We start from the raw sequence: 20,488 nt of genomic DNA on the forward strand, positions 1-20,488 counted from the left end.
TATCACTAATGATTATTAGTGTCAGGTAACTTAAAGTTGCCAGAAAAGTTTTAATTACGAACTTAGAAAAGCTAAATTAGTGATATATGGTTCAGCATTGATAGCGGTTCTAAGATACACCCTATAATTTACAAGCTAATCCAAATAGTTTTTTAGGTACATTTAAAGCACACAAATTATCAATGAGCGACAAGAACGAAGGTTACAAAGTTATTAGCGACAACCGTCAAGCCCGTTATTTGTATGAAATTCTGGAAACTTATGAAGCTGGAATTGAATTAACAGGAACCGAGGTGAAGTCAATTCGTGCAGGTAAAGTCAATCTCCAAGATGGCTATGCTTTGCTTCGTAATGGTGAAGCATGGTTGATCAATGTGCATATCTCGCCTTATACCGCTAGTGGACAATATTTTAATCATGAACCACGCCGTACACGCAAGCTGCTGTTGCATCGCCAAGAACTCCGCAAGCTAATTGGCAAAGTCGAACAGCAGGGTTTAACTTTAATCCCCTTGAAAATGTATCTCAAACGAGGCTGGGTAAAAGTGAGTATAGCCCTTGGCAAAGGTAAAAAGCTCTACGATAAGCGAGAAGACCTGAAACGACGCCAAGACCAACGTGACATTCAACGGGCGATGAAAAACTATTGAGGTGAGGGTTAGTGTCACCAAACTACCACACTAGGGTGAGAAATGGATTGCTGTAAAAAGCATATTTTATATCCACAGCGTGAGTTGTGAAAATGCCTAGTTTATGGCCATAGATTGATTTTGCTAACGTCGGGACTCGATATAGTGGTGAGTAACTTCGGAATGTTATAAGGAACTTTCACAATGAAACGTAATTTCACCGCAGCTGTTGGCGCTGGCATTCTCACCTTGAGTATGGGAATTTTGCCTTTAACTCTATCCGCACAAGCTCAGACGACTACTACTACTGACCCTGGAGTAAATACTACTCCAACGACAACCATTAACGACGATCGCAACGACTTTGATTGGGGTTGGCTGGGATTAGTTGGTTTATTGGGTTTAGCTGGTTTAGCTGGGAGAAAGCGTGACGACGAACCAGCTCGTTACCGCGACCCCAATGCTACTGGGGCTACTACATACAAAGATTAAACAATTCAAAATTTACTCATTCAAAAATTATTGGTTGTCAGTTGTCACTAGTGAAACAACTGACGACTTCTTGGTATTAGTTTACTGCTCGTTCTGAGTTAATCGAATTTGTCTGTTTTGGAGCTAAAGGTGTCCAGTAGCTGGCAATTAAGGCAACCATAAGCCACCAGAGAGTATTAACTTCGGGACGATACCAAACAGTATCGACAGTGCCATGAGCTATCATACCCAGCAAAGTAGCGATCGCTCCAATTAGCCAAAATCCTTCTAGACTTCTGGATTGTCGTAATCGTCGCACTTCCAGGAATGCCGTATTAAATGTTACAATTAGTAGCCAAATAAAGAAGGCTAAACCAACAAAACCAGTTTCTACAACCACCTCTAAAAAAATCGAATAGGCACTCAAAGCAGTGTAACGAGGACGTTGGTAGAGGGGATAAATTTGATTAAAAGAGTTGTGACCAGGGCCAATGCCGAAAATCGGGCGATCGCGAATCATCTCAAAGACAGCATCCCACACATTTCGGCGAAAATTATTACTGCTATCTTTGCGATCAGCAAAAATACTGAACACGCGCAGCCGGACTGGCTCTACAAATATCACCGCTAGCACCAATACCCCAATCAAGCCTCCTAAAACAATCGGCAGTAACCAAGTACGCCAAAAAGGAGGCATTTCCACGCTTTTCCAATAAACTAGCAATGCCATCACTGCTAAAACTGCTACCACTAGTCCAATCCAGCCACCACGACTAAAAGTCAAAACCAGGCAAGCAGTATTGACAATCAGCATCGTTAATGCTAAAGCTTTTTTGAGCCAAGTTTGCCATGCAAAAATTGCCACTAAGCTAAAAATTACTGCTGGTAGGAGGTATCCAGCCAACAAGTTAGGATTGCCTAAATAACTGTAGACTCTTGTAGTTTTAGATAAAGGAGATTGTGGGTCAACCCAAGTTGCGAGCGCCGTGGCTCCAAAAAACCATTGCCGTAACCCATACACGCTGACAATTAACGATACGTGCAGGTAAAGGATGATAATCCAAGACCGGAGGCGAGGCGACCTCAGTACCCTGGCACAAAGGGCAAATAGTAGCAAATACAAAGTCAACGTTGCCAAGTCGTTGAGTGCCGCCTTTTTCACTGGTGATAATGCTGTTGCTACTGCGGCAATTCCCCAGTAGAGCAATACCAGTAGGTGAATGGGAGTGACTGACGAGATATTTGTTAGGGCTGGTTCATCAGATAAAGTCAACAGCAGCCAAAATCCTACACAAGCCACCAGCAACAAACCCACTAACGTACTTGAAGCAAAAGGTGCAAGGGCATATACTAAGCTCAGTAAAGCAGATGCGATCGCATCTCCCCACTGGATCAAGATGCTAGTTTGGCGCCAAGAACTTAACAGCCCCACCAGAGAGCGGTGTACGTAACTGGTAGCAAGATATTCTTTGAGCGGTAAATATGATAAAGTAAACCGTTGCCAGACTAAATTCATAAAAAACATTGCGAGCAATTAGCCTGCCGACGCAGAACTTGGAATTGATCATAATGCGTATGACGAGAAAAAGGTAATAATCTAGATTGCTTTCTTAGTGATGGTGCTGTTATTCATAGCTATCAGCCACTACCTTTAAGCCAAAAGTACTTCAGATTCAAGACAGCCCTTCATATACTGAGTACACAACAAAGCATGAATTTATCTTTCCCTATCACCTCTAACCTGTAACTTTTCCCCTATTGACTGTCATCAGACATCGCTATTTCCTTGTGTAGGAGTCATCAGTTGCAGTGGCAAAGAAAGCACATAACGATATCCTGGTTCTGGTGAACCTTGAATCAAAATTTGTCCCCCATGCAATTCTGCCAGTTGACAACTTAGCAATAGACCTAAGCTTTCACGAGAAAGACTTCCAGGTGATTTTACTAAATTTATACCTGAACTAGCAGCAAAGAATTTTGAGTGGGAATCACTCAAGTTTTTTGAATCTTCCACTGCTACTGATGAAGTAGCTGATTGTTCTTGGCTTCCTGTAAGAGTATTGTAAGTTGCTACTTCACCTGTTAGCTCCAACAGCGACAAAGAATTGAGACGGAAGTAGGGATCAACCTCAGTTATACCGTCCCCAAGCCACGGATGGGAAACCCAAATAGTAATGTTGAGCGTATCTTCCTTGTAAGAGACATGAATGCGAACAATGCTACCTGTGGCCGAAAGTTGAACCACACTGAAAACTAGATGATACAGAATTTGCCGCACCTTGTCTTTATCTAAAGTCCAAATGCGATTGCGTCCTGGTTCTATAGACAGGCGAATATCTTGTTCGCGGCGATTAGCTACTTCTTCTAAGGTATTGATAGCTTGTTGACACAGCATTTCAATATCCACTGGAGCTAGATTCAGCACAGTTGAGTTTTCATCCATAACTCCTAGTTCGGTAATTTCGTTTACTAGGGAAAGCAAGTACCGACCACTGTGTTGGATAATTTCCAAATATTCTCTTTGCTTAGTCGTCAACGGCCCATAAATCTCACGTCCTAAAACACTAGCCATACCGAGTACAGATGTTAAGGGCGTGCGTAACTCCTGAGTTAGCTGACCCAAAAGTTCCAGTTTCAGTTGCTTGGTAGAAATAGAGTCGCTATCTTTAGTAGCAGTGGGTGGGGTGATTCTATTCTCAGCGTTACGCTCATCATTGAGTGAAAATATCGGAGTGCTTGATTCAAGTCTCCCTTGCAGGAGTCGGTTACGCTCAAATTCACTCATGCTCCAACGAGCTATGATTTGTAAAAACTCAATGTCTCGGGTTGTAAAATTGCGTGGCGCTAAATCCATCACCGCCAATGCACCCAAGCAATGTCCCTCAGCATCAATTAATGGCGCTCCCAAGTAAGCACGAATGCCATAATCCTGTACCAATTTGCTGCTAGCAAGTACTGGATCTGTAAGTTTATGTGTATCATTAATTACGAATATTTGAAAGCTCTCTACTACCTGGGTGCAAAAGGATTCGCGGCGTAAAAGTTGGCGGTTTTGTGCCAAATTATTCATGAGTCCCAGCCTAGATAAGCCCACCGCCGACTTGAACCAATGGCGTTCTTGATCTACAAATCCCAATATGGAAATTGGTGCTTCCAAAAAATGGGCAGCAGTCTGTGTGGCTTCTTCAAAAACCGGAATCGTTTCTGATTGCCGCAAACCTAAATCTGACAAAGCTTTCAGGCGTTGTTGTTCTCTTGTCTCGTGAGAAGTCCAACCATCCTTTAGGGCAAATAATTTGTTTTCAGGCTCTACCATTGCCACTGCTACCTTAATAATTTCTTGATACTGCAATTGATACAAGCCCTATTTCTAGGTTATCAATTCCTATTTTTAAGCATTCCCTAATTTTGCCTCTGACAAACAAGTTTGGGACAAAAGTTTTTTACACCTTCAATTAAGTCGGCAATGCGGTATCTACTAGTTAGTAGTGACTGGTGCTGGATATTCTTTATTTAGAACTGGTGTAGCCTTTATTGCTTGAAATTTTGCAATCAAACTGCGTTAGATTTTGATTCAGCCAGGGTAAGCTAACGCTAAGGGTAATAATACAAAACGGCACATTGCGCGGAGCTTCTTTCCCCGTAGGAGTACGAGCATAATTACAAATTTTGCGTAGCGGTACTAGATAGTTTATCTAATTTTCTATCCGATAGATTAAACCTCTTGCAATTTTATGCCGAAAATTGTGCAGACTTTTCTATTTTTTGCCATGATAGGAAAACATTGTAGTTAGGGATAACAGCACCAAATTACGTGAAAAATCCCCAAATTAATCATTGTTTATGACAAAATTAGTATTTTTTTCATAAATATAATCAACCTAAACTTTACTGTTAAAGCAAAAATAGATTAAATTTTGTAAAGCAGAATTTTTTGATATTTAAGTTTTGAGGACAATTGGTAATGAATAAAATGACTATTAAAGTTCCTTTTGTAGACCTGAAGTTACAACACGAACCAATTCAAATGGAGCTGCAACATGCAATCCAATCTGTATTGGAACAGGGAGATTTTATTTTAGGGCAAGCACTCTCAGATTTTGAAGCAGCATTTGCGGCAGTGTGTGGGACAGAATATGGAGTTGGTGTTGCATCAGGAACAGATGCGATCGCTCTCGGATTACAAGCGTGTAATATTGGGGCTGGCGATGAAGTTATTTTACCAACAAACACTTTTGTAGCAACGTTGATTGGGGTGCTACGTTCTGGCGCTAAACCTGTTTTGGTAGATTGCGATCGCCAAACAGCTTTAATTGACTTAGAGGCAGCAGCAAAGGCAATTACGCCTCATACCAAAGCAATTATTCCTGTACATCTTTATGGTCAGATGGTATCACCACGCGATCTATTGAAATTTGCCGATACCTACAAAATCCTAATTTTTGAAGATGCAGCACAAGCACACCTCGCTCAAAGAGATGGATATTACGCTGGTTCAGTAGGAATAGCAGCAGCTTTTAGTTTTTATCCCAGCAAAAATTTGGGAGCCTTTGGAGATGGGGGAATGCTGCTGACACGAGATTTAGATGTAGCTCAGAAAATGATGCGCTTGCGAAATTATGGTGCATCGCAAAAGTATTTTCATACTGAATCAGGTACGAATAGCCGTTTGGATACTTTGCAAGCGGCTGTCTTGCACCAAAAGCTACCATATTTAACCAAGTGGAATCGCGATCGCCTGAGTATTGCTCAAGAGTATGATAACGAACTAGCACCCTTAGCATCTGCTGGGATATTTCCTCTAGAAAACCAAAGTGGTACAGGACACGTTTATCATCTTTATGTCATCAGAGTTGATGATTCTTGCCCTATAGAACGTCAACAGATCCAGGAACACCTAACAGCAGTGGGAATTCAAACTGGCATTCATTACCCAATTCCTTGTCATCTCCAGCCAGCATTCACTAACTTAGGCTATCAGCCTGGAGATTTCCCTCAAGCAGAGAAGTTGTCAAAGCAAATATTATCATTACCGATGTATCCTGGTTTGAACAGTAGCCAAATCAAAGAAGTTGTAGCAGCGATCGCTCATGCAGTCTCAACAATTTCTCAGGCAAATGAACCCTTACCTACTGACCTTGGCAGCGTGGTAGTCTGAAGTTAATTCAATGACAGAAACATCTCACCCTCTAGGACTTAATTACTGACAGTTTTTAAATTACTTAAAATCATGGCACTCCAGCAACAAGTTAAAAACAGAAACGCCTCAGGCTTATTAAATCTAGCCATTTTGGGCGTTTTGCTACTGCTTTATAGTCCTATATTGTTACACTGGTTAAATGGTTGGCTGCATAAAAATATCAGTACAGAACACGAATATTTCAGCCACGGGATTATTGGTATACCATTTGCTGCTTATATAGGCTGGATGAACCGGAAAAAATGGAACCGCTTGCCAGATACGATCCATCCTTTAGGCGCTGTTTTCTTGTCATTAGGGGCAGTATTCTATCTTAGTGGTGTTACAGAGTGGGTTAACCTTTCCTTACCCGTTATTCTGGCAGGATTGTGCCTGTGGTATAAGGGAATGTCGGGTTTGCGATCGCAAGGATTTCCCCTGCTACTAGTATTTCTGGCAACCCCAACCGCAGTACCCTACCTTATTGCTCCCTATACCTTGCCCCTTCAAAGCTTCATCGCTGGTACGGCAGGCTTTATACTCAATCAATTTGGTATGGAAGTAATTGTAGATGAGATAAATCTCTACGTGGGAGGACGGATTGTGGAAGTCGCCCCCTATTGTGCAGGGCTGAAAATGCTGTTTACTACTCTCTACGTCGGCTTGATGCTGCTTTATTGGACAGGCTCTTTGTCTTCACGCCGCACAACTATGTCCTTTTTATCTATTGCTGTGATAATTAGTATTATTGCAAATATCATTCGTAATACTTTACTGACTTTCTTTCACGGCACAGGTCAAGAAGCAGCTTTTATATGGCTGCATGAGGGTTGGGGCGGTGATCTTTACTCTGCTTGTATGCTGGTGTCATTAGTGCCCTTACTGAATTGGATTAATAGCTATTTCTCAGCATCTCTAGAAACTCAGCAAGAAGGAGAAAGTTAGAATCACTGGGCATTGGGCAAAAACAGTTCCGTTAGCGGATAGCTATGGTTTAGCCCGTTCCGAGTTCCGAGTTCTGAGTAAAGAAGTGAGATTCCCAACTCGCTACTCAGCACTCGGCACTCAGCACTCCTAAAGGGCATTGAGATTTTCCCATCCCTCTCATCTCCCACCCTGCGGGAAGCTAAAGCTACATCTCCCCCAGTCTTTTTTTGAATTTTGACAGGACTTACGCAAATAATAGCCGAAACCGTGATTTTCAGGTAGGGGCAATTCATGAATTGCCCCTACAGCGTGTCATTTTGCGTAAGTCCTATTTGAATTTTGAATTGATTTCTGCCCATTCCCTTAATTTTTTGTCGCTGATGCGTAAGTCATAAATATTACTGAACTCATGGTGTGATTTTATAAAGTAAAATTTTGCCTAAGTATTACAATTTTTACTGATGATTTCCTTCTCTAAGTTTTTCAAGGAAAACCAATTGAGTCAGGTAGCAGCACTTTTGTTATTGCTATTGCTGTTGGCGATGGGAGGAATTCCCGGATATCTGACAGGACAGTGGCAATGGAAACAGCCGCCACCTGTTACTACCCTCAACGAATTAAGGCAAATCCGCAAAACTGGTTTAACCCTTCCTGGTTGGCAAACTAGTGAACAAGCAGAACAGCAAATTGGCGAACATAAATGGTCTTTGCAGGTAATTAAAAAAGAAGGTTCCCAATCCCAGGCAATCCTGCTTTTACTGCCGCAAAATGGGCCTATGGATCAACCACAGGTAGAGTGGACAGACGTTAACGGCTGGGGAAGGTCACGTTGGGGAAAGTGGGATGTAGCTCAATATCGCTCTGCTGAATTTACTGTGAAACCGCCCGCAAATTTAACTTCTAATGTCAAAAATAAAGTAGAAGCTAGGTTCTTTCGCGCCTCCACACCACAGCAAACCTTTGCTGTTTTGCAATGGTACGCTATGCCAGACGGCGGAAATCCATCACCTTTAAACTGGTTTTTGGCAGATCAATCAGCACAATGGCGTAAGCAACGCACTCCTTGGGTGGGCGTGAGTATTTTGATTCCAATGGAACCTTTGGGGCAGGTAGAAACATCTTGGTCTTTAGCCCAGTCTATCGGAGAAACAGTGCAAGCTGCATTAATGGCAGGCCCTTTGTAGAGTCTGTTACAGATACATTTTTGCAGAATTCATCAGAAGTATCTCTCCAATAACAGTCAAGCTGAAATTAAGTTATAAAGATGTTAAAAACATGAAATTTTAAATTAAAATTGGCAAAATTTTTCTCCTTTTTTTTGGTAAATACTTGCAGAAAAAAGACACATTGAGAACATTTTTAGAGTAAGATAACCAATCGGCGCGACTAATTCTTATGTCAATTTCCCTGCACTGATGTTCATAGATACCAGTTCTTATATGCGTGCATTCAGCGCCCTGTGTTTTGTCAGTCTTCAAATAGGAGTTTTCTTAACAACACCTATTCAACTTGTCGTTGCCCAGCCTTTTCCAGGACAATCACCAGGACAACCCCCTTCGCCTGTGCCAGGTACTGAGGTTGTACCTCCAGATGCAAATGACGAAATTTCCCCCCAACTCAGCCGCTACCTCTTGGGACCAGGAGACACAATTGGCGTTGTGCTTCAGCGTCCTCCTGGCCCATACCGCTTAGGAATAGGAGATGGAATTAGTGTTGCGGTTCAGCGCTTTCCAGATTTAAGCTTTCAAGCTGTAATTAATCCAGAAGGTAACATTGTGGTGCCTCTACTGGGAACAGTGTCATTACAAGGTTTAACTTTGGAGGAAGCTCAAGAAAAAATTCGCTTGGGTTTAAATCGTTATGTCGTTGATCCAGTAATAGTTTTAGGACTAGCAGGGCAGCGTCCAGACTTGAGTTTTCAAGCTGTAATTAGTCCAGAAGGCAACATTGTAGTGCCGCAAGTGGGAACAGTGTCATTACAAGGTTTAACTTTAGAAGAAGCTCAAGAAAAAATTCGCTTGGGTTTAAGTCGCGTTTTACCAGATCCGATCGTGGTAGTATCTTTGGCAGGGACGCGGCCAGTTCAAGTTACCATTAGCGGAGAAATATTTCGACCAGGAATTTATCCGATTAATTCATCAACACCCCGCGTTGCTGATGCCTTGCTAATATCTGGTGGTTCAACATTGAATGCAGACCTGCGACAAGTGCAAGTACGCCGGAAGTTAATCGATGGTTCCGTGATTTCGCAAACTATTGATTTATATGCAGCACTGCAAAATGGCGGTTCAATACCTAATTTACGCTTACAAGACGGAGATGCGATACTCGTCCCCCGTCGTGAAGTTGGTAATGAGGACAGTTATGACCGCAATTTGGTAGCACGTTCATCCTTGGCCACACCACAGATTAGAGTCCGGGTTTTGAACTATGCTGCTGGAGGTATTTCCATTCAAGCACTGCCTAACGGCAGTACATTTGTCGATGCTTTGGGAGGAGTAAATCTCGATACTGCTAACCTTCGGGACATCGCTCTGGTTCGCTTTGATCCGGAACAAGGTAAAGCTGTTACCCAAAAACTTGATGCTAAAAAAGCTTTAGGAGGCGATGCGTCCCAAAACGTATCACTTCAAGATAATGATGTTCTTGTTGTCGGTCGGAACCTCATCGGTAGAATTACTAATTTCTTGACTACCATTACCCAACCTTTCTTCAATGTTCAATCCTTTCTGCGGTTTTTTGACAACTTCGGTGGCGGTAATTCAAATTAGTGATTAGAAAAGAAGGATACAATCTGGAAATAGTTTGGAGTGGAGGCAGCCACTTCTTCAACTTCTATTTGAATTAATTAATGGAAAAATATTAAAGATATCAACCGAGATATAGCCGTTCTCACTCGCATGAAGTACACAAAAACCTTTATCTAGCAAGAGATTTACTCGTAAGAGTGTACCTCACCAAGATAGAAAACGCTATATACAGTAGGAAGTTGATAGCGTCCTTGTATCAAAGCCACTATCTTTAGTTTGGTGCTTCCTGATTTTGAATTTTGTTAGCGCAGCGTAAAGCCTTCTCTGCGAGACGCTAGGCGAACGGCATGGCTTCTCTACGAGAGGCTGCGCCAACGCTTAGAGCGAGTCTGCAAGCGTCATTTTGAATTTTGAATTGGAGCGAAGTGACCATGACCCCACCAATTGTTAAGCGCTATCTTATTGCTTTTGATAAGTACAAGTGGATTGGATTAGCTAGTTTTGCTTTAGTTGTAGTAGGGTCAACAGTCGTAGCTGTGCAACCAGAACCACCTACTAGCTATATAGCATCTGGCGCACTTACCTATAGTGGGCCACCAGTTTCTTTTTCTGCAACTGGTAGTGAAATCCAACAGCAAGGAAAGGAACTAAATGCGGAAGTTTTACTATCAAATCAGATAATTGCGGCAGTGGCAGAAAAAGTGAATGTCAAACCGAAACAGCTCGGTAGCAGTGTCGTCCTTTCTCTACCTAAAAAAAACCCCAGGAGTGGAGAATTAGAATCTAGTATCTTGGAATTGAAATATGTAGATAGTGACGCCAAACGAGCTACAGAGGTCTTGGCAGAGCTGATGCAAGCAATGATCAAGTTGAGCAGTGATATCAATACTGGGCGACTACAAGCAATTATTCAAAAAATTAACGATCGCACACCACAAGCGAAACGAGAACTGCAAGTTGCTGAGAAGAAGCTGGAACAGTACGATCGCATAGAGCGAACAGCAATATTAGCAGCAGAGAATGGCAGTTTGCTAAGTGCCATTACTTCCAGCCAAAATCTCCAACGGCAAATTCAATTAACTATTTCTGGAGTTAATGGTCAAGTTCGCAGTTTAGAAAATAAGTTAGGGTTAACAGTTGGACAAGCTTATATTTCTTCTGCTTTGAGTGCCGATCCAATTATTGGTAACTTGCGAGCGCAAATTTATCAAAGCGAGTCACAAATCGCCGTACTCAGAAAAGATTTGCGACCTGAACACCCAACGATGGTTCAGTTGGGGCGTCAGAAACAAGCTGCTGAGGAATTGCTGCAACAACGTGCATCTGAGGTTCTAGACGGTGCTGGTGTGGCAGCTCCGCTCCAGGGTAACATTGCAGGTATTCGTACCCAAAGCAGCTTAGATCCAGCACGGCAGCAATTGGCAAACCAAATGGTGTCTTTGCAAACCCAAGGGGAAACGCTGCAACAACAACTAGCCCAAGAAATTCAACAAGAAGCGCGACTCCGACGAGAGTATTCTTTGATACCCAATAAGCAATTAGAGCGATCGCGTTTAGAACAGGAGGTTGGACTCAAAAAAGCCATTTATGACCAAATGCAGGTGAAGCTAACCGATGCTAAAACCGCAGAGGCAGAAACCACCAGCAGCCTCAGCATTGCCAGACGCCCCACAGTAGTTGTCGATGTCAAACCTCCTAAGAGTGTACCTATTACCCTTGCTGTGGGTGGTTTCTTAGGTGTGTTGATTGGTGGCGGGGTGGTGTTTTTGTTGGGAGCAATGGAAGGGACTTTCAAAACCAGGGAGGATATCCGCGAGAGTCTCAAGCAACGGGAAGTGGCACTATTGGGAGAATTGCCTTTAATGCCAGTTGATGATTTAGATAAAGATGCAGTGCCGGTGGTACTTTCCCAGGATTCTCCTTATTTAGAATTTTATGAGAAGTTCCGTAGTAATCTACGCCGGATTGGTGGTAAAAACTTAAAGGTGGTGTTGATTACTAGCACTAGCAGCCAAGAGGGTAAAACGGCAAGTGCTTATAACTTGGGTATAGCTTCGGCCCGTGCTGGTAAAAGAACCTTGATTATCGAAACCGATTTGCGATCGCCTTCCCGTTGTACGTCCTTGAAAGTAATTCCTGATCCCGACGCCACTATTGAACCCCTGCGTTATTACGCTAATTTGAGTGAATGTATTCGTTTGGTTCCCGATGTAGAAAATTTATACATTCTTCCGAGTCCTGGTCCTGTGCGGCAATCTGCTGCTATTCTTGAATCAAGCGAAATGCGGCGGCTGATGGAGGATGTCCGCGAGCGTTTTGATTTAGTCATTTTAGATACTAGTCCCCTCAGCATATCCAATGACCCTTTGTTAATTCAACCCTACACTGATGGCATGGTACTGGTGGCACGACCAAATTATACACAAGAGAACATGTTGGGTGAAGCTATTGATCAATTGGTTGAGTCTGAACTGGGACTATTGGGGGCAATTATCAATGGCGCTGATATCATCGTTGCTTTACCTGTAGAAACGTTTTCATCTGAGGTAGAACCGAGAATTGTCGAAGAATCAGAAGAAGTTGCAGCGCGTCCCAGGAAAACATAGGAGCATGGAAAATAGAGAATGAAAAAGAGGCTTAAAATGCCTATTAGTCACGTCTAAACAACCCAAATAGGGGAGCAAGAATCACCCCAAAAACAAAACCACCGATGTGTGCCCAATAGGCAACTCCACCAGTTTGCACGCTCATGTTAGCGGCTGCTTGGAGGGTAACAAGACCAGATATCACATTCTGCACAAAGAAAAGTCCAATTATGACTAGTGCTGGAATTCTGATTGTAGTGAAGAAAAAGCCCAAAAATATTAAGGTCATAACTCTAGCCTGGGGAAAGCGGATAATGTACGCACCTAAAACCCCAGAAATTGCACCACTTGCTCCCAAGGAAGGAATCTCAGAATTTATGCCAATAAACCATTGGCACAAGGCAGCTAGAGCACCACATGCTAAATAAAAAATCAGATATTTGAAATGACCCAATCGATCTTCAATATTGTTGCCAAAAACCCAGAGAAACAACATATTAGAGATTAAATGCCACCAACCACCGTGTAAGAATTGCGACGTAAATAATGTTATCCACTCTCTACTAAAATCGGTGGTTAACTCTTGAGGCACTACCGCATACTGACTTAAAAGCTGACTTAATTGTGCATTTGACAGGCTTACCTCATGAATAAAAACTAAAATATTCATGCCAATTAACCCGTAGGTGAAATACGGGGTGATTCGCGTCGGATTTTCGTCGTAGAGGGGAAACACAGGTATTTTTCCTAATTTATTGTCTAACTGCAATATAGCTTGTTAGGCTGAACGACACACCTCTACTACGCTCAATATTCTCAAACTTATATCCGCAGGAAATAATTGACGCACTGCTGTTTCCTGTTGATTCAATTAATAGCCAGAGAGGCGCAGAAATAATCAACGCCTATAGTTTGGCTTTTTTTAATAAATATCTCAAGGATTTTGATTCGTCATATCCTGAAGTTACTTTAAAATCTCGGCGTGCAATAGTTGTACCAGAACCAAGTCTTTTAATAGCTTTGGTAAAAGTTTTTACGGTTGGGTTTTTATTAAATAAAAACCGCCCTATTAACAATCTAGTAATTCTCGCCTTCAGGTAGGGTGAGAATTTCAACGCCATCTTCAGTTACAGCCAAGGTATGCTCACATTGAGCAGAAAGCTTGCGATCGCGCGTTACAGCAGTCCACTTATCACTGAGAAGCTCAACTTCATAAGTGCCTTCGTTAATCATTGGCTCGATGGTAAAAACCATCCCTGGTCTAAGGCGCTTGCCCTTACCGCGTGTGCCATAGTGGGGAACATCCGGCGCAGTATGGAAAATGTTACTAATGCCGTGTCCAACAAAATCTCGGACTACAGAAAAGCCGTGTGCTTCAGCATACTCTTGAATGGCTGCACCAATGTCGCCAATGCGGGCCCCTGGTTTAACTTCAGCAATACCTAAGCGGAGACATTCCTCTGTCACCTCCACCAGCTTTCTCGTTTTTGGGGAAGGTGTGCCGACAAAGAATGTCTTGGATGTATCGCCGTGATAACCTTCAACAATTGGGGTAACATCAATATTAATAATGTCACCTTCTTTGAGAATTTGCTTGGCATTGGGAATGCCGTGACAGATTACCTCATTTACACTAGTGCAAATCGACTTAGGATAGCCTCTGTAGCCAAGGGGGGCGCTTTTTGCTTTATGCGCTTGCGTCCAACGTTCGGCTTCATCATTGATTTCGAGAGTGCTAACCCCTGGCTTCACCAACGGTTCAAGATGCTGGAGAAGTTTGGCTGCTAAACGTCCAGCTTGACGCATTTTATCTAATTCTCGTTGGGATAAAATAACAATTAGTTCAGTTTTTTGTTCGGTTTTCATTAACTTTTATCTAAAGTATCTTTCATAAACATAGTTAACCCTGTGTGTGCAGCTCTTTGTGCAGCATCAGCAACCTTTAAGGTATACAAGCTCTCCTCTGGGGTAACGTACAAAGGAGTGCCATCAAAAAGATGGTCTAACACCATACTCGTGTCTTTAGCGAACAAACCCCGGCGAGGGCCAACCTCTATAGGTGTTGTTTCCCCTGGCTGGATAAACAATCCTGTGTCACCATCAAAAATTAAACCACCTTTTTCACCGTGAACTTCAAACTTGCGTTCTGATTGCCAAATAGTTTCGCCTTTGCCATAAATTACTTGGGCTAAAAGTCCACTGGTAAAGCACAGTTCACTAGTGCAGAAACAGGTTTGATAGTATTCGGGTTCTATTTCCCAATATCGCTGGTGACAGTTGACTGTAAATACTTTACCAAATAAATCGGTGAGGCGATGTAGGCGGGATAGTGCACCAATTAAGGGAAAACCAAAAAGCTCATGGTTATAAGTCCATTTGCGGGGTGCAGGATTCTGGGGATTGATGGTGCTGTAGCGAACATAAAACACTTCACCAATTTTGGCTAAGTTTTGCTTCAAAGCTTGATGCAAACCACCCAAAAGTTCCAGGTGTTCAACGTGCAAGAGTTTTTGTTGGGCTTTGGCTAAGGCAATTAGTTCCTCAGCTTCGACCACATCCAAAGAAAGAGGATACTCTACAATTACGTGTTTGCCGTTGGTAAGGGCTGCACTAGCGATCGCACCATGATCTCGATTCACAGTGCAGATTGCCACCAGGTCTACATCTTCGCGCTCTACTAGCTGTTGCCAAGAACTCAATGCTTCAATCTGGTACTCTTTGGCAAAGGTTTCTGTTTTTTCCGGGGTATGACCAACAATTGCTACTAGATGCGATCGCTCATCATGCAGCAATGCCTCAGCCCGAAACTTTGCCGCATACCCAGTACCTACCAAACCTACACGCACTCTTGCTTTTTCCAAAGCTGCTTCTGGATTATACATGATCCTCACTAGTTCTGTTTTTGATCCTCCCACGTTTCTAGTAGTGGGATTTTTTCTTTATAGAGAATCCAACTACTTTACCGAAAAGTTGGGTCTAAAGCCCCGTGCTTGTAGGACGGCTTTTTATTCTATTTTTAATTAATCTTATACCAAATATGGTAGTATAAGATAAGAGGTGGAAAGATGCTTGTTTTTGAGTTTAAAGCTTATGGGAAGTCAGCGCAGTTCACAGCAATAGATGATGCGATTCGGACTGCAAAGTTTATTCGTAATAGCTGTATTCGGTTATGGATGGATGTTTTAGGCACGGGTAAAAACGATTTGCAGAAATACTGTGCTGTACTTGCGGCTAACTTTCCGTTTGCTAATGAACTCAACTCAATGGCTCGACAAGCTAGTGCCGAACGAGCATGGTCGTCTATCTCTCGGTTTTATGACAACTGCAAGAAAGGTATTCCTGGTTTAAAAGGTTATCCTCAGTTCCAGAAAGATTGTCGTTCTGTCGAATACAAAACGTCAGGATGGAAGCTTGCAGATAATCGAAAATCTATCACCTTTACTGACAAAAAAGGTATCGGACGATTAAAACTCAAAGGTACTCGTGACTTGCACTTCTATCAAATTAACCAAATAAAACGGGTGAGGTTGGTAAAACGTGCCGATGGTGTATATATTCAATTTTGCATTGATGTAGACCGTTCTGAAAATATAGAACCAACTGGTAATACAGTTGGGCTGGATGTCGGTTTGAAGGAATACTACACCGACTCTGACGGCGTAGTAATTGAGAATCCTAAGTTTCTGCGTAAAGGCGAAAAAGTTCTTAAGCGTTCACATTGTCGTGTTTCCAGAAAAGTGAAAGGCTCAAAAAACAGAGGCAAGGCAAGACAGATTTTAGGAAAACGCCACCTCAAAATAAGTAGGCAACGTAAAGACCATGCTGTGAAATTAGCACGGTGCGTAGTTCAGTCTAACGACTTGATAGCCTATGAAGACTTGAGGATTAAAAACATGGTGAAAAATCATTGTTTAGCCAAGTCCATTAATGACGCATCTTGGTATCAGTTCCGTGTCTGGGTTGAGTACTTCGGTAAAGTATTTAAGCGCGTCACGGTTGCGGTTAATCCGCAATACAGTAGCCAGGAATGCTCTAGCTGCGGTGAAGTTGTTAAGAAAACTTTATCTACCAGGACACACGTATGTTTGTGCGGTTGTGTAATGGATCGTAATGAAAACGCAGCGAGAAATATCCTTAGTCGAGGATTGGGTACCGTAGGGCATACGGGAACCTTTGCACTAGATGCAAGTAACGCTTGGGGAGATGAAACCCCTACTCCAGTTGGTGAAAACCTGCTTGAGCAAGTTTTGTCATAGATCCAAGAATCCCCGTCTCTTTAGAGCGGGGAGTGTCAAAACTTCGTCCTTCCCCCTGCTCCTTACCTCTTTTTCAAGGAGGCATGAGACTTGATTTGAACCAAGTTAGAAGTACGTTCTCGTACCCCTACTCTTAAAGTTTGCTACGCACAGCATCGACCACAACAGAAGGGAACAGTAGGCAGAAAAAACCAATTGGAAGGGAATTCAAATATAAGTGGCATCAATTCCATTCACGTTTTTTTACTTAGAAGATAGTTTCTTTAATAACAGCCTCATTAAGTGGATAAATATATAAATAAAACTTATCTGGATTGAGTAACTAAATTTCATTACTAATCGCGTTAAATTTCCAGTTATATTGTTTAATTTTTCTCGTAGTATCAGAATTGAAGCAAATTTCAATCAGCCGCTAATCACATAGGGCAGCTGTAAACTTTGCTTTAGGATAACTTACACTGCCGTTTCAAAAAGAGAGGATTACTCAATGCCTACTTTTAAAGTCACCCTAATCAACGAGGCCATAGGGCTTAACACAACACTTGATGTTCCTGATGATGAATATATTCTAGATGCTGCTGAAGAAGCTGGTCTTGATCTGCCCTACTCTTGCCGCGCTGGCGCTTGCTCGACCTGTGCCGGGAAACTCGTATCAGGTACAGTTGATCAGAGTGACCAGTCATTCTTAGATGACGATCAAATAGAAGCTGGATATGTGCTAACCTGTGTCGCTTACCCAAGCTCTGACGTAACAATCGAAACTCACAAAGAAGAAGAACTCTACTAAGGGTTAGGCGCCTCAACGATAAATCTCTTGCAAGAGTTACTGATGTTGAAAAAATAGAAGCAGCGCATCTAGGGGATATAATCTCCTCATACTATCTATGTTTTTTCAAGATACTTTGACAAAAAGCCTAATTTCATAACAAAGCAGGAACATAAGATTGACTGTGTTCCTGCTTCTGCTTCATTGATATATTTATTGAGTTAATACATTAAGAGCCAAGATAAATAAATGTCCTGACTATTGAACTCTAGTATGAGAAGTCTAGGGGCTTTTATGCTTTTCTTTGTCGGCCAACAATTATATAATTAAAGCTTATCGTTATATAAGCAATTAGATTTCATTACTAATCGGGATCATTGCCCCCTCCATTGTAGGCTACCGTGTACACACAAGTCATCGAATTACCCGAAATCCTTGGAAAACCTCACCCTGTCCTGGCAGACATCCCTCTCCACAAGTCATCGAATTACCCGAAATCCTTGGAAAACCTCACCCTGTCCTGGCGGACATCCCTCTCCACAAGTCATCGAATTACCCGAAATCCTTGGAAAACCTCACCCTGTCCTGGCGGACATCCCTCTCCTTACTAAGGAGAGGGACAGGTTTTGCGTAGCATAACCAGGGTGAGGTTTTAGGAAAGACTTGTGTGTACACGGTAGGTTAAAAAGGGGGAACCGGAATCAAAGTCTCCCAATTTATCGGGAGATTTAGAGGGATCTAAAACTTTTGATACCGACAAGAGGACTTTTCAAACATCCTCTAAAGATGCAACTTGAATAGTGAATAGCTTAGAGCTTAATCTCCTCACTGAGAACTTGAATCTGAGTACCGGGATAGTAAAATTGCAGAATTTTCGGACTCGACCAACCTAATTTAGCTAAATTTTGAGCGCCAGTTTGACTCAAGCCTACTCCATGTCCTAATCCACCACCAATAAAGGCGTATCCCCACAGTTCTGATTTGCCTTTATTCAAAGGTTCTATGTAAAAAAGCGTGCTTGTAGGAGCGGCAAAGGCACTGCGAACTTCGTCTTTGTGAAGAATAAAGGTACTGTTATCCGTTTTAACTGCAAGTTCGAGGATACGTCCACTTTGGCTTCGCTTAACTACTGCCATAGCCTGAATTGTTTTAAATTTGCCATGCGGACTACTTTTCACCAGCAAAAACTTCTGCAAGTCCTTGGTAATATCCTTTAACGGGGTTTCCTTGTGCCAACGAAACATATCCCACTTGCTTTCATTAAATCCTTGTTGCCTATTAATAAACTTTTGGAAGTTCTTTTCATCTGCTAAACTCTGCTTAGACAAGTTCCAAAAATTAGTCGCAGCATCCAGTACAGGGCGGAGATAAGGACGATCTTCACCATTCCAGACATCGCTGAAAGAGGCGGTAACGCCGCCAGTAGTAGAAGAATACAGGGCATCTACTAGCTGGTCTTTATAAGTTAGTACCCTGCCTCTAGTTGAAGCGATCGCTCGGTCTGTTTTGGCAGCTGCTCCATTCAGCCCATAATAAACTTGGCAGTGAGTGTCAGCACATAACTGATAGTTATCTGCGGCAAACCTGCGTAAATTTCTCAAGGCATAAGTGCGGGCGAGAATTGCCTGGGCTTCTAGCGCTGCTGCTGGTGCATCCGTGCCTATTTCGTAAGGTACAACTCCACGCAAATAAGTTTCTAAGGGTACTTGATTAACTAGAGTGTATGTGCCATAGGCATTTGACTGCAAATTCAGTCGCCCTGCATAAAGACGAGCATTCTCTGATTTTTCGGTTTTATTCACCCGAATCAAGTTTTTATCAGTGCTGATTTCTAAACCATTCTGGCTGTAGCGCTTGCCATCCACCACCAAACTCACGCGCGGCACTTGTTTTAAAATCTTAGTATCAAGATATACTTTTTCTTGAGTAGCAGCTTGGATGTTCTGCAATAACAAGCGTCGCAGTAAAGGAGTGCTGTAAACATCCCGTTTCGCCCAAACCTGCCAGCGTTCTGGCTGGGCTATTTCTACCTTCATTCCTTGAGAACGCCATTTGTTAGCGCTGTCTTCCGCAGTTTCAAAAGTACGGTATGTGCCTAAAACTATCACTTCTTCAACTGCTGCCTGGGGTAAAGCTTGCATGAGAGTTTCCAGCTTTACAGGATTTTTAGTAACCAGGACTTGCTGCTTGTTGCCCGTTTTAAATTTTAGTTTTAAGCGATCGCCTTTTGTTGGTTCCAGTTGCAGCTTGGCTGTGGGTTGTTCGCCAAATCGCTGCACAATCCCAATTTTCAGTTCTACATCCCGGATGTCGCTCTTAGGCCCTGATGCAGCAGTCAGTCCCAAAAGGCAAAATGTTGTCAGTACAGTGTAGGAAAAACGCCAAAACGAAAATTTCATGGCTGCCTCATTCTGCCCCTTGATGCGGCGTTGGAGCTGATTTTCCAATTGCTTTTTAGTTCGGTGTTTTTGTCGCATGAATGCTCCAATGATACCATTACCAGTTTTGCTCCAAACATTAGTTGCAAAATGAAGTCATAATGACTATGATTTAGCTAGAGACACAAAACAGAAATAGTTGGATAAACTTTTTATGGTCAGAGTCCAATCGATTCCATTAAACCAAATTAAACGGCCGTTGCCCCGTGCAAACGATCCAAATAAAGTGCAAGCTTTAATGGAATCGATTGCGGAGATTGGGCAGCAAGAACCCATTGATGTCCTAGAAGTAGATGGACAATATTATGGCTTTTCTGGTTGCCATCGGTATGAAGCTTGCCAGCGTTTAGGCAAAGAAACCATTTTAGCCAGAGTCCGTAAAGCTAACCGCAGCGTTTTGAAGATGCACTTGGCATAGAGAGTGGCGAGCCGGGGGACAAGGAGAATAACCTACCTATGCCCAATGCCCAATGCCCAATGCCCAATA

The 20,488-nt window shown here is 42.5% G+C and carries 16 protein-coding genes; 10 read left to right on the forward strand and 6 right to left on the reverse strand.

Annotation, left to right across the window (positions count from 1 at the left end):
- The first annotated feature begins 182 nt into the window (after positions 1-182).
- Both smpB and F8S12_RS12425 read left to right on the forward strand, forming a co-directional pair.
- Positions 183-650: an SsrA-binding protein SmpB gene (gene smpB / locus F8S12_RS12420; RefSeq protein WP_196516584.1), complete on the forward strand. Its 468-nt coding sequence runs from the start codon at positions 183-185 to the stop codon at positions 648-650.
- A gap of 183 nt (positions 651-833) precedes the next feature.
- Complete coding sequence (locus F8S12_RS12425; RefSeq protein ID WP_196516585.1) at positions 834-1,121, forward strand: WGxxGxxG family protein; 288 nt, start codon at positions 834-836, stop codon at positions 1,119-1,121.
- A 76-nt stretch (positions 1,122-1,197) separates the two neighbouring features.
- Here F8S12_RS12425 and F8S12_RS12430 read toward each other — a convergent pair whose 3' ends face one another.
- Both F8S12_RS12430 and F8S12_RS12435 read right to left on the reverse strand, forming a co-directional pair.
- A complete protein-coding gene (locus F8S12_RS12430; RefSeq protein WP_196516586.1) occupies positions 1,198-2,616 on the reverse strand; it encodes an IctB family putative bicarbonate transporter in 1,419 nt (472 codons plus the stop codon).
- A gap of 252 nt (positions 2,617-2,868) precedes the next feature.
- A complete protein-coding gene (locus F8S12_RS12435; protein ID WP_196516597.1) occupies positions 2,869-4,416 on the reverse strand; it encodes a GAF domain-containing sensor histidine kinase in 1,548 nt (515 codons plus the stop codon).
- A gap of 657 nt (positions 4,417-5,073) precedes the next feature.
- Here F8S12_RS12435 and F8S12_RS12440 point away from each other — a divergent pair.
- The 5 genes from F8S12_RS12440 (at position 5,074) to F8S12_RS12465 (ending at position 12,562) form a co-directional block, all read left to right on the forward strand.
- The gene (locus F8S12_RS12440; RefSeq protein WP_196516598.1) at positions 5,074-6,258 is read left to right on the forward strand and encodes a DegT/DnrJ/EryC1/StrS family aminotransferase; all 1,185 of its coding nucleotides are present in this window, start codon (positions 5,074-5,076) and stop codon (positions 6,256-6,258) included.
- A gap of 72 nt (positions 6,259-6,330) precedes the next feature.
- Positions 6,331-7,224 carry a cyanoexosortase B gene (gene crtB, locus F8S12_RS12445; protein WP_196516587.1) on the forward strand — a complete coding sequence of 298 codons (894 nt, stop codon included), beginning with the start codon at positions 6,331-6,333 and terminating at the stop codon, positions 7,222-7,224.
- Between the two features lie 443 nt (positions 7,225-7,667).
- Positions 7,668-8,390: a cyanoexosortase B system-associated protein gene (locus tag F8S12_RS12455; RefSeq protein WP_196516589.1), complete on the forward strand. Its 723-nt coding sequence runs from the start codon at positions 7,668-7,670 to the stop codon at positions 8,388-8,390.
- 231 nt (positions 8,391-8,621) lie between these two features.
- A complete protein-coding gene (locus F8S12_RS12460; RefSeq protein WP_196516590.1) occupies positions 8,622-9,977 on the forward strand; it encodes a polysaccharide biosynthesis/export family protein in 1,356 nt (451 codons plus the stop codon).
- Positions 9,978-10,387: 410 nt separating this feature from the next.
- Positions 10,388-12,562 (forward strand): GumC family protein, encoded by a 2,175-nt coding sequence (locus F8S12_RS12465; RefSeq protein ID WP_196516591.1) that lies wholly within the window; start codon positions 10,388-10,390, stop codon positions 12,560-12,562.
- Between the two features lie 43 nt (positions 12,563-12,605).
- On the opposite strand, the gene F8S12_RS12470 is transcribed toward F8S12_RS12465, so the two are convergent.
- The 3 genes from F8S12_RS12470 to F8S12_RS12480 form a co-directional block, all read right to left on the reverse strand.
- Positions 12,606-13,277, reverse strand: a complete 672-nt coding sequence (locus F8S12_RS12470; protein ID WP_196516599.1) for a rhomboid family intramembrane serine protease — start codon at positions 13,275-13,277, stop codon at positions 12,606-12,608.
- 341 nt (positions 13,278-13,618) lie between these two features.
- Positions 13,619-14,407 carry a type I methionyl aminopeptidase gene (gene map / locus F8S12_RS12475; protein ID WP_196516592.1) on the reverse strand — a complete coding sequence of 263 codons (789 nt, stop codon included), beginning with the start codon at positions 14,405-14,407 and terminating at the stop codon, positions 13,619-13,621.
- Complete coding sequence (locus F8S12_RS12480; RefSeq protein ID WP_196516600.1) at positions 14,407-15,423, reverse strand: Gfo/Idh/MocA family protein; 1,017 nt, start codon at positions 15,421-15,423, stop codon at positions 14,407-14,409. The genes map and F8S12_RS12480 overlap by 1 nt, the downstream gene beginning before the upstream one ends.
- Positions 15,424-15,606: 183 nt before the next feature.
- Here F8S12_RS12480 and F8S12_RS12485 point away from each other — a divergent pair, with 183 nt between their 5' ends.
- Both F8S12_RS12485 and F8S12_RS12490 read left to right on the forward strand, forming a co-directional pair.
- Complete coding sequence (locus F8S12_RS12485) at positions 15,607-16,797, forward strand: RNA-guided endonuclease InsQ/TnpB family protein (RefSeq protein WP_196516593.1); 1,191 nt, start codon at positions 15,607-15,609, stop codon at positions 16,795-16,797.
- Positions 16,798-17,284: 487 nt separating this feature from the next.
- The gene (locus F8S12_RS12490; protein ID WP_196516594.1) at positions 17,285-17,584 is read left to right on the forward strand and encodes a ferredoxin; all 300 of its coding nucleotides are present in this window, start codon (positions 17,285-17,287) and stop codon (positions 17,582-17,584) included.
- Between the two features lie 788 nt (positions 17,585-18,372).
- On the opposite strand, the gene F8S12_RS12495 is transcribed toward F8S12_RS12490, so the two are convergent.
- Positions 18,373-20,040, reverse strand: a complete 1,668-nt coding sequence (locus F8S12_RS12495) for a SpoIID/LytB domain-containing protein (RefSeq protein WP_196515948.1) — start codon at positions 20,038-20,040, stop codon at positions 18,373-18,375.
- 115 nt (positions 20,041-20,155) lie between these two features.
- Between F8S12_RS12495 and F8S12_RS12500 the strand changes: the two genes are divergently transcribed.
- Positions 20,156-20,419 (forward strand): ParB N-terminal domain-containing protein, encoded by a 264-nt coding sequence (locus tag F8S12_RS12500; protein WP_196515949.1) that lies wholly within the window; start codon positions 20,156-20,158, stop codon positions 20,417-20,419.
- The last annotated feature ends 69 nt before the right edge of the window (positions 20,420-20,488 follow it).

This window comes from Nostoc sp. WHI (assembly GCF_015714725.1).
Classification (GTDB): domain Bacteria; phylum Cyanobacteriota; class Cyanobacteriia; order Cyanobacteriales; family Nostocaceae; genus Nostoc.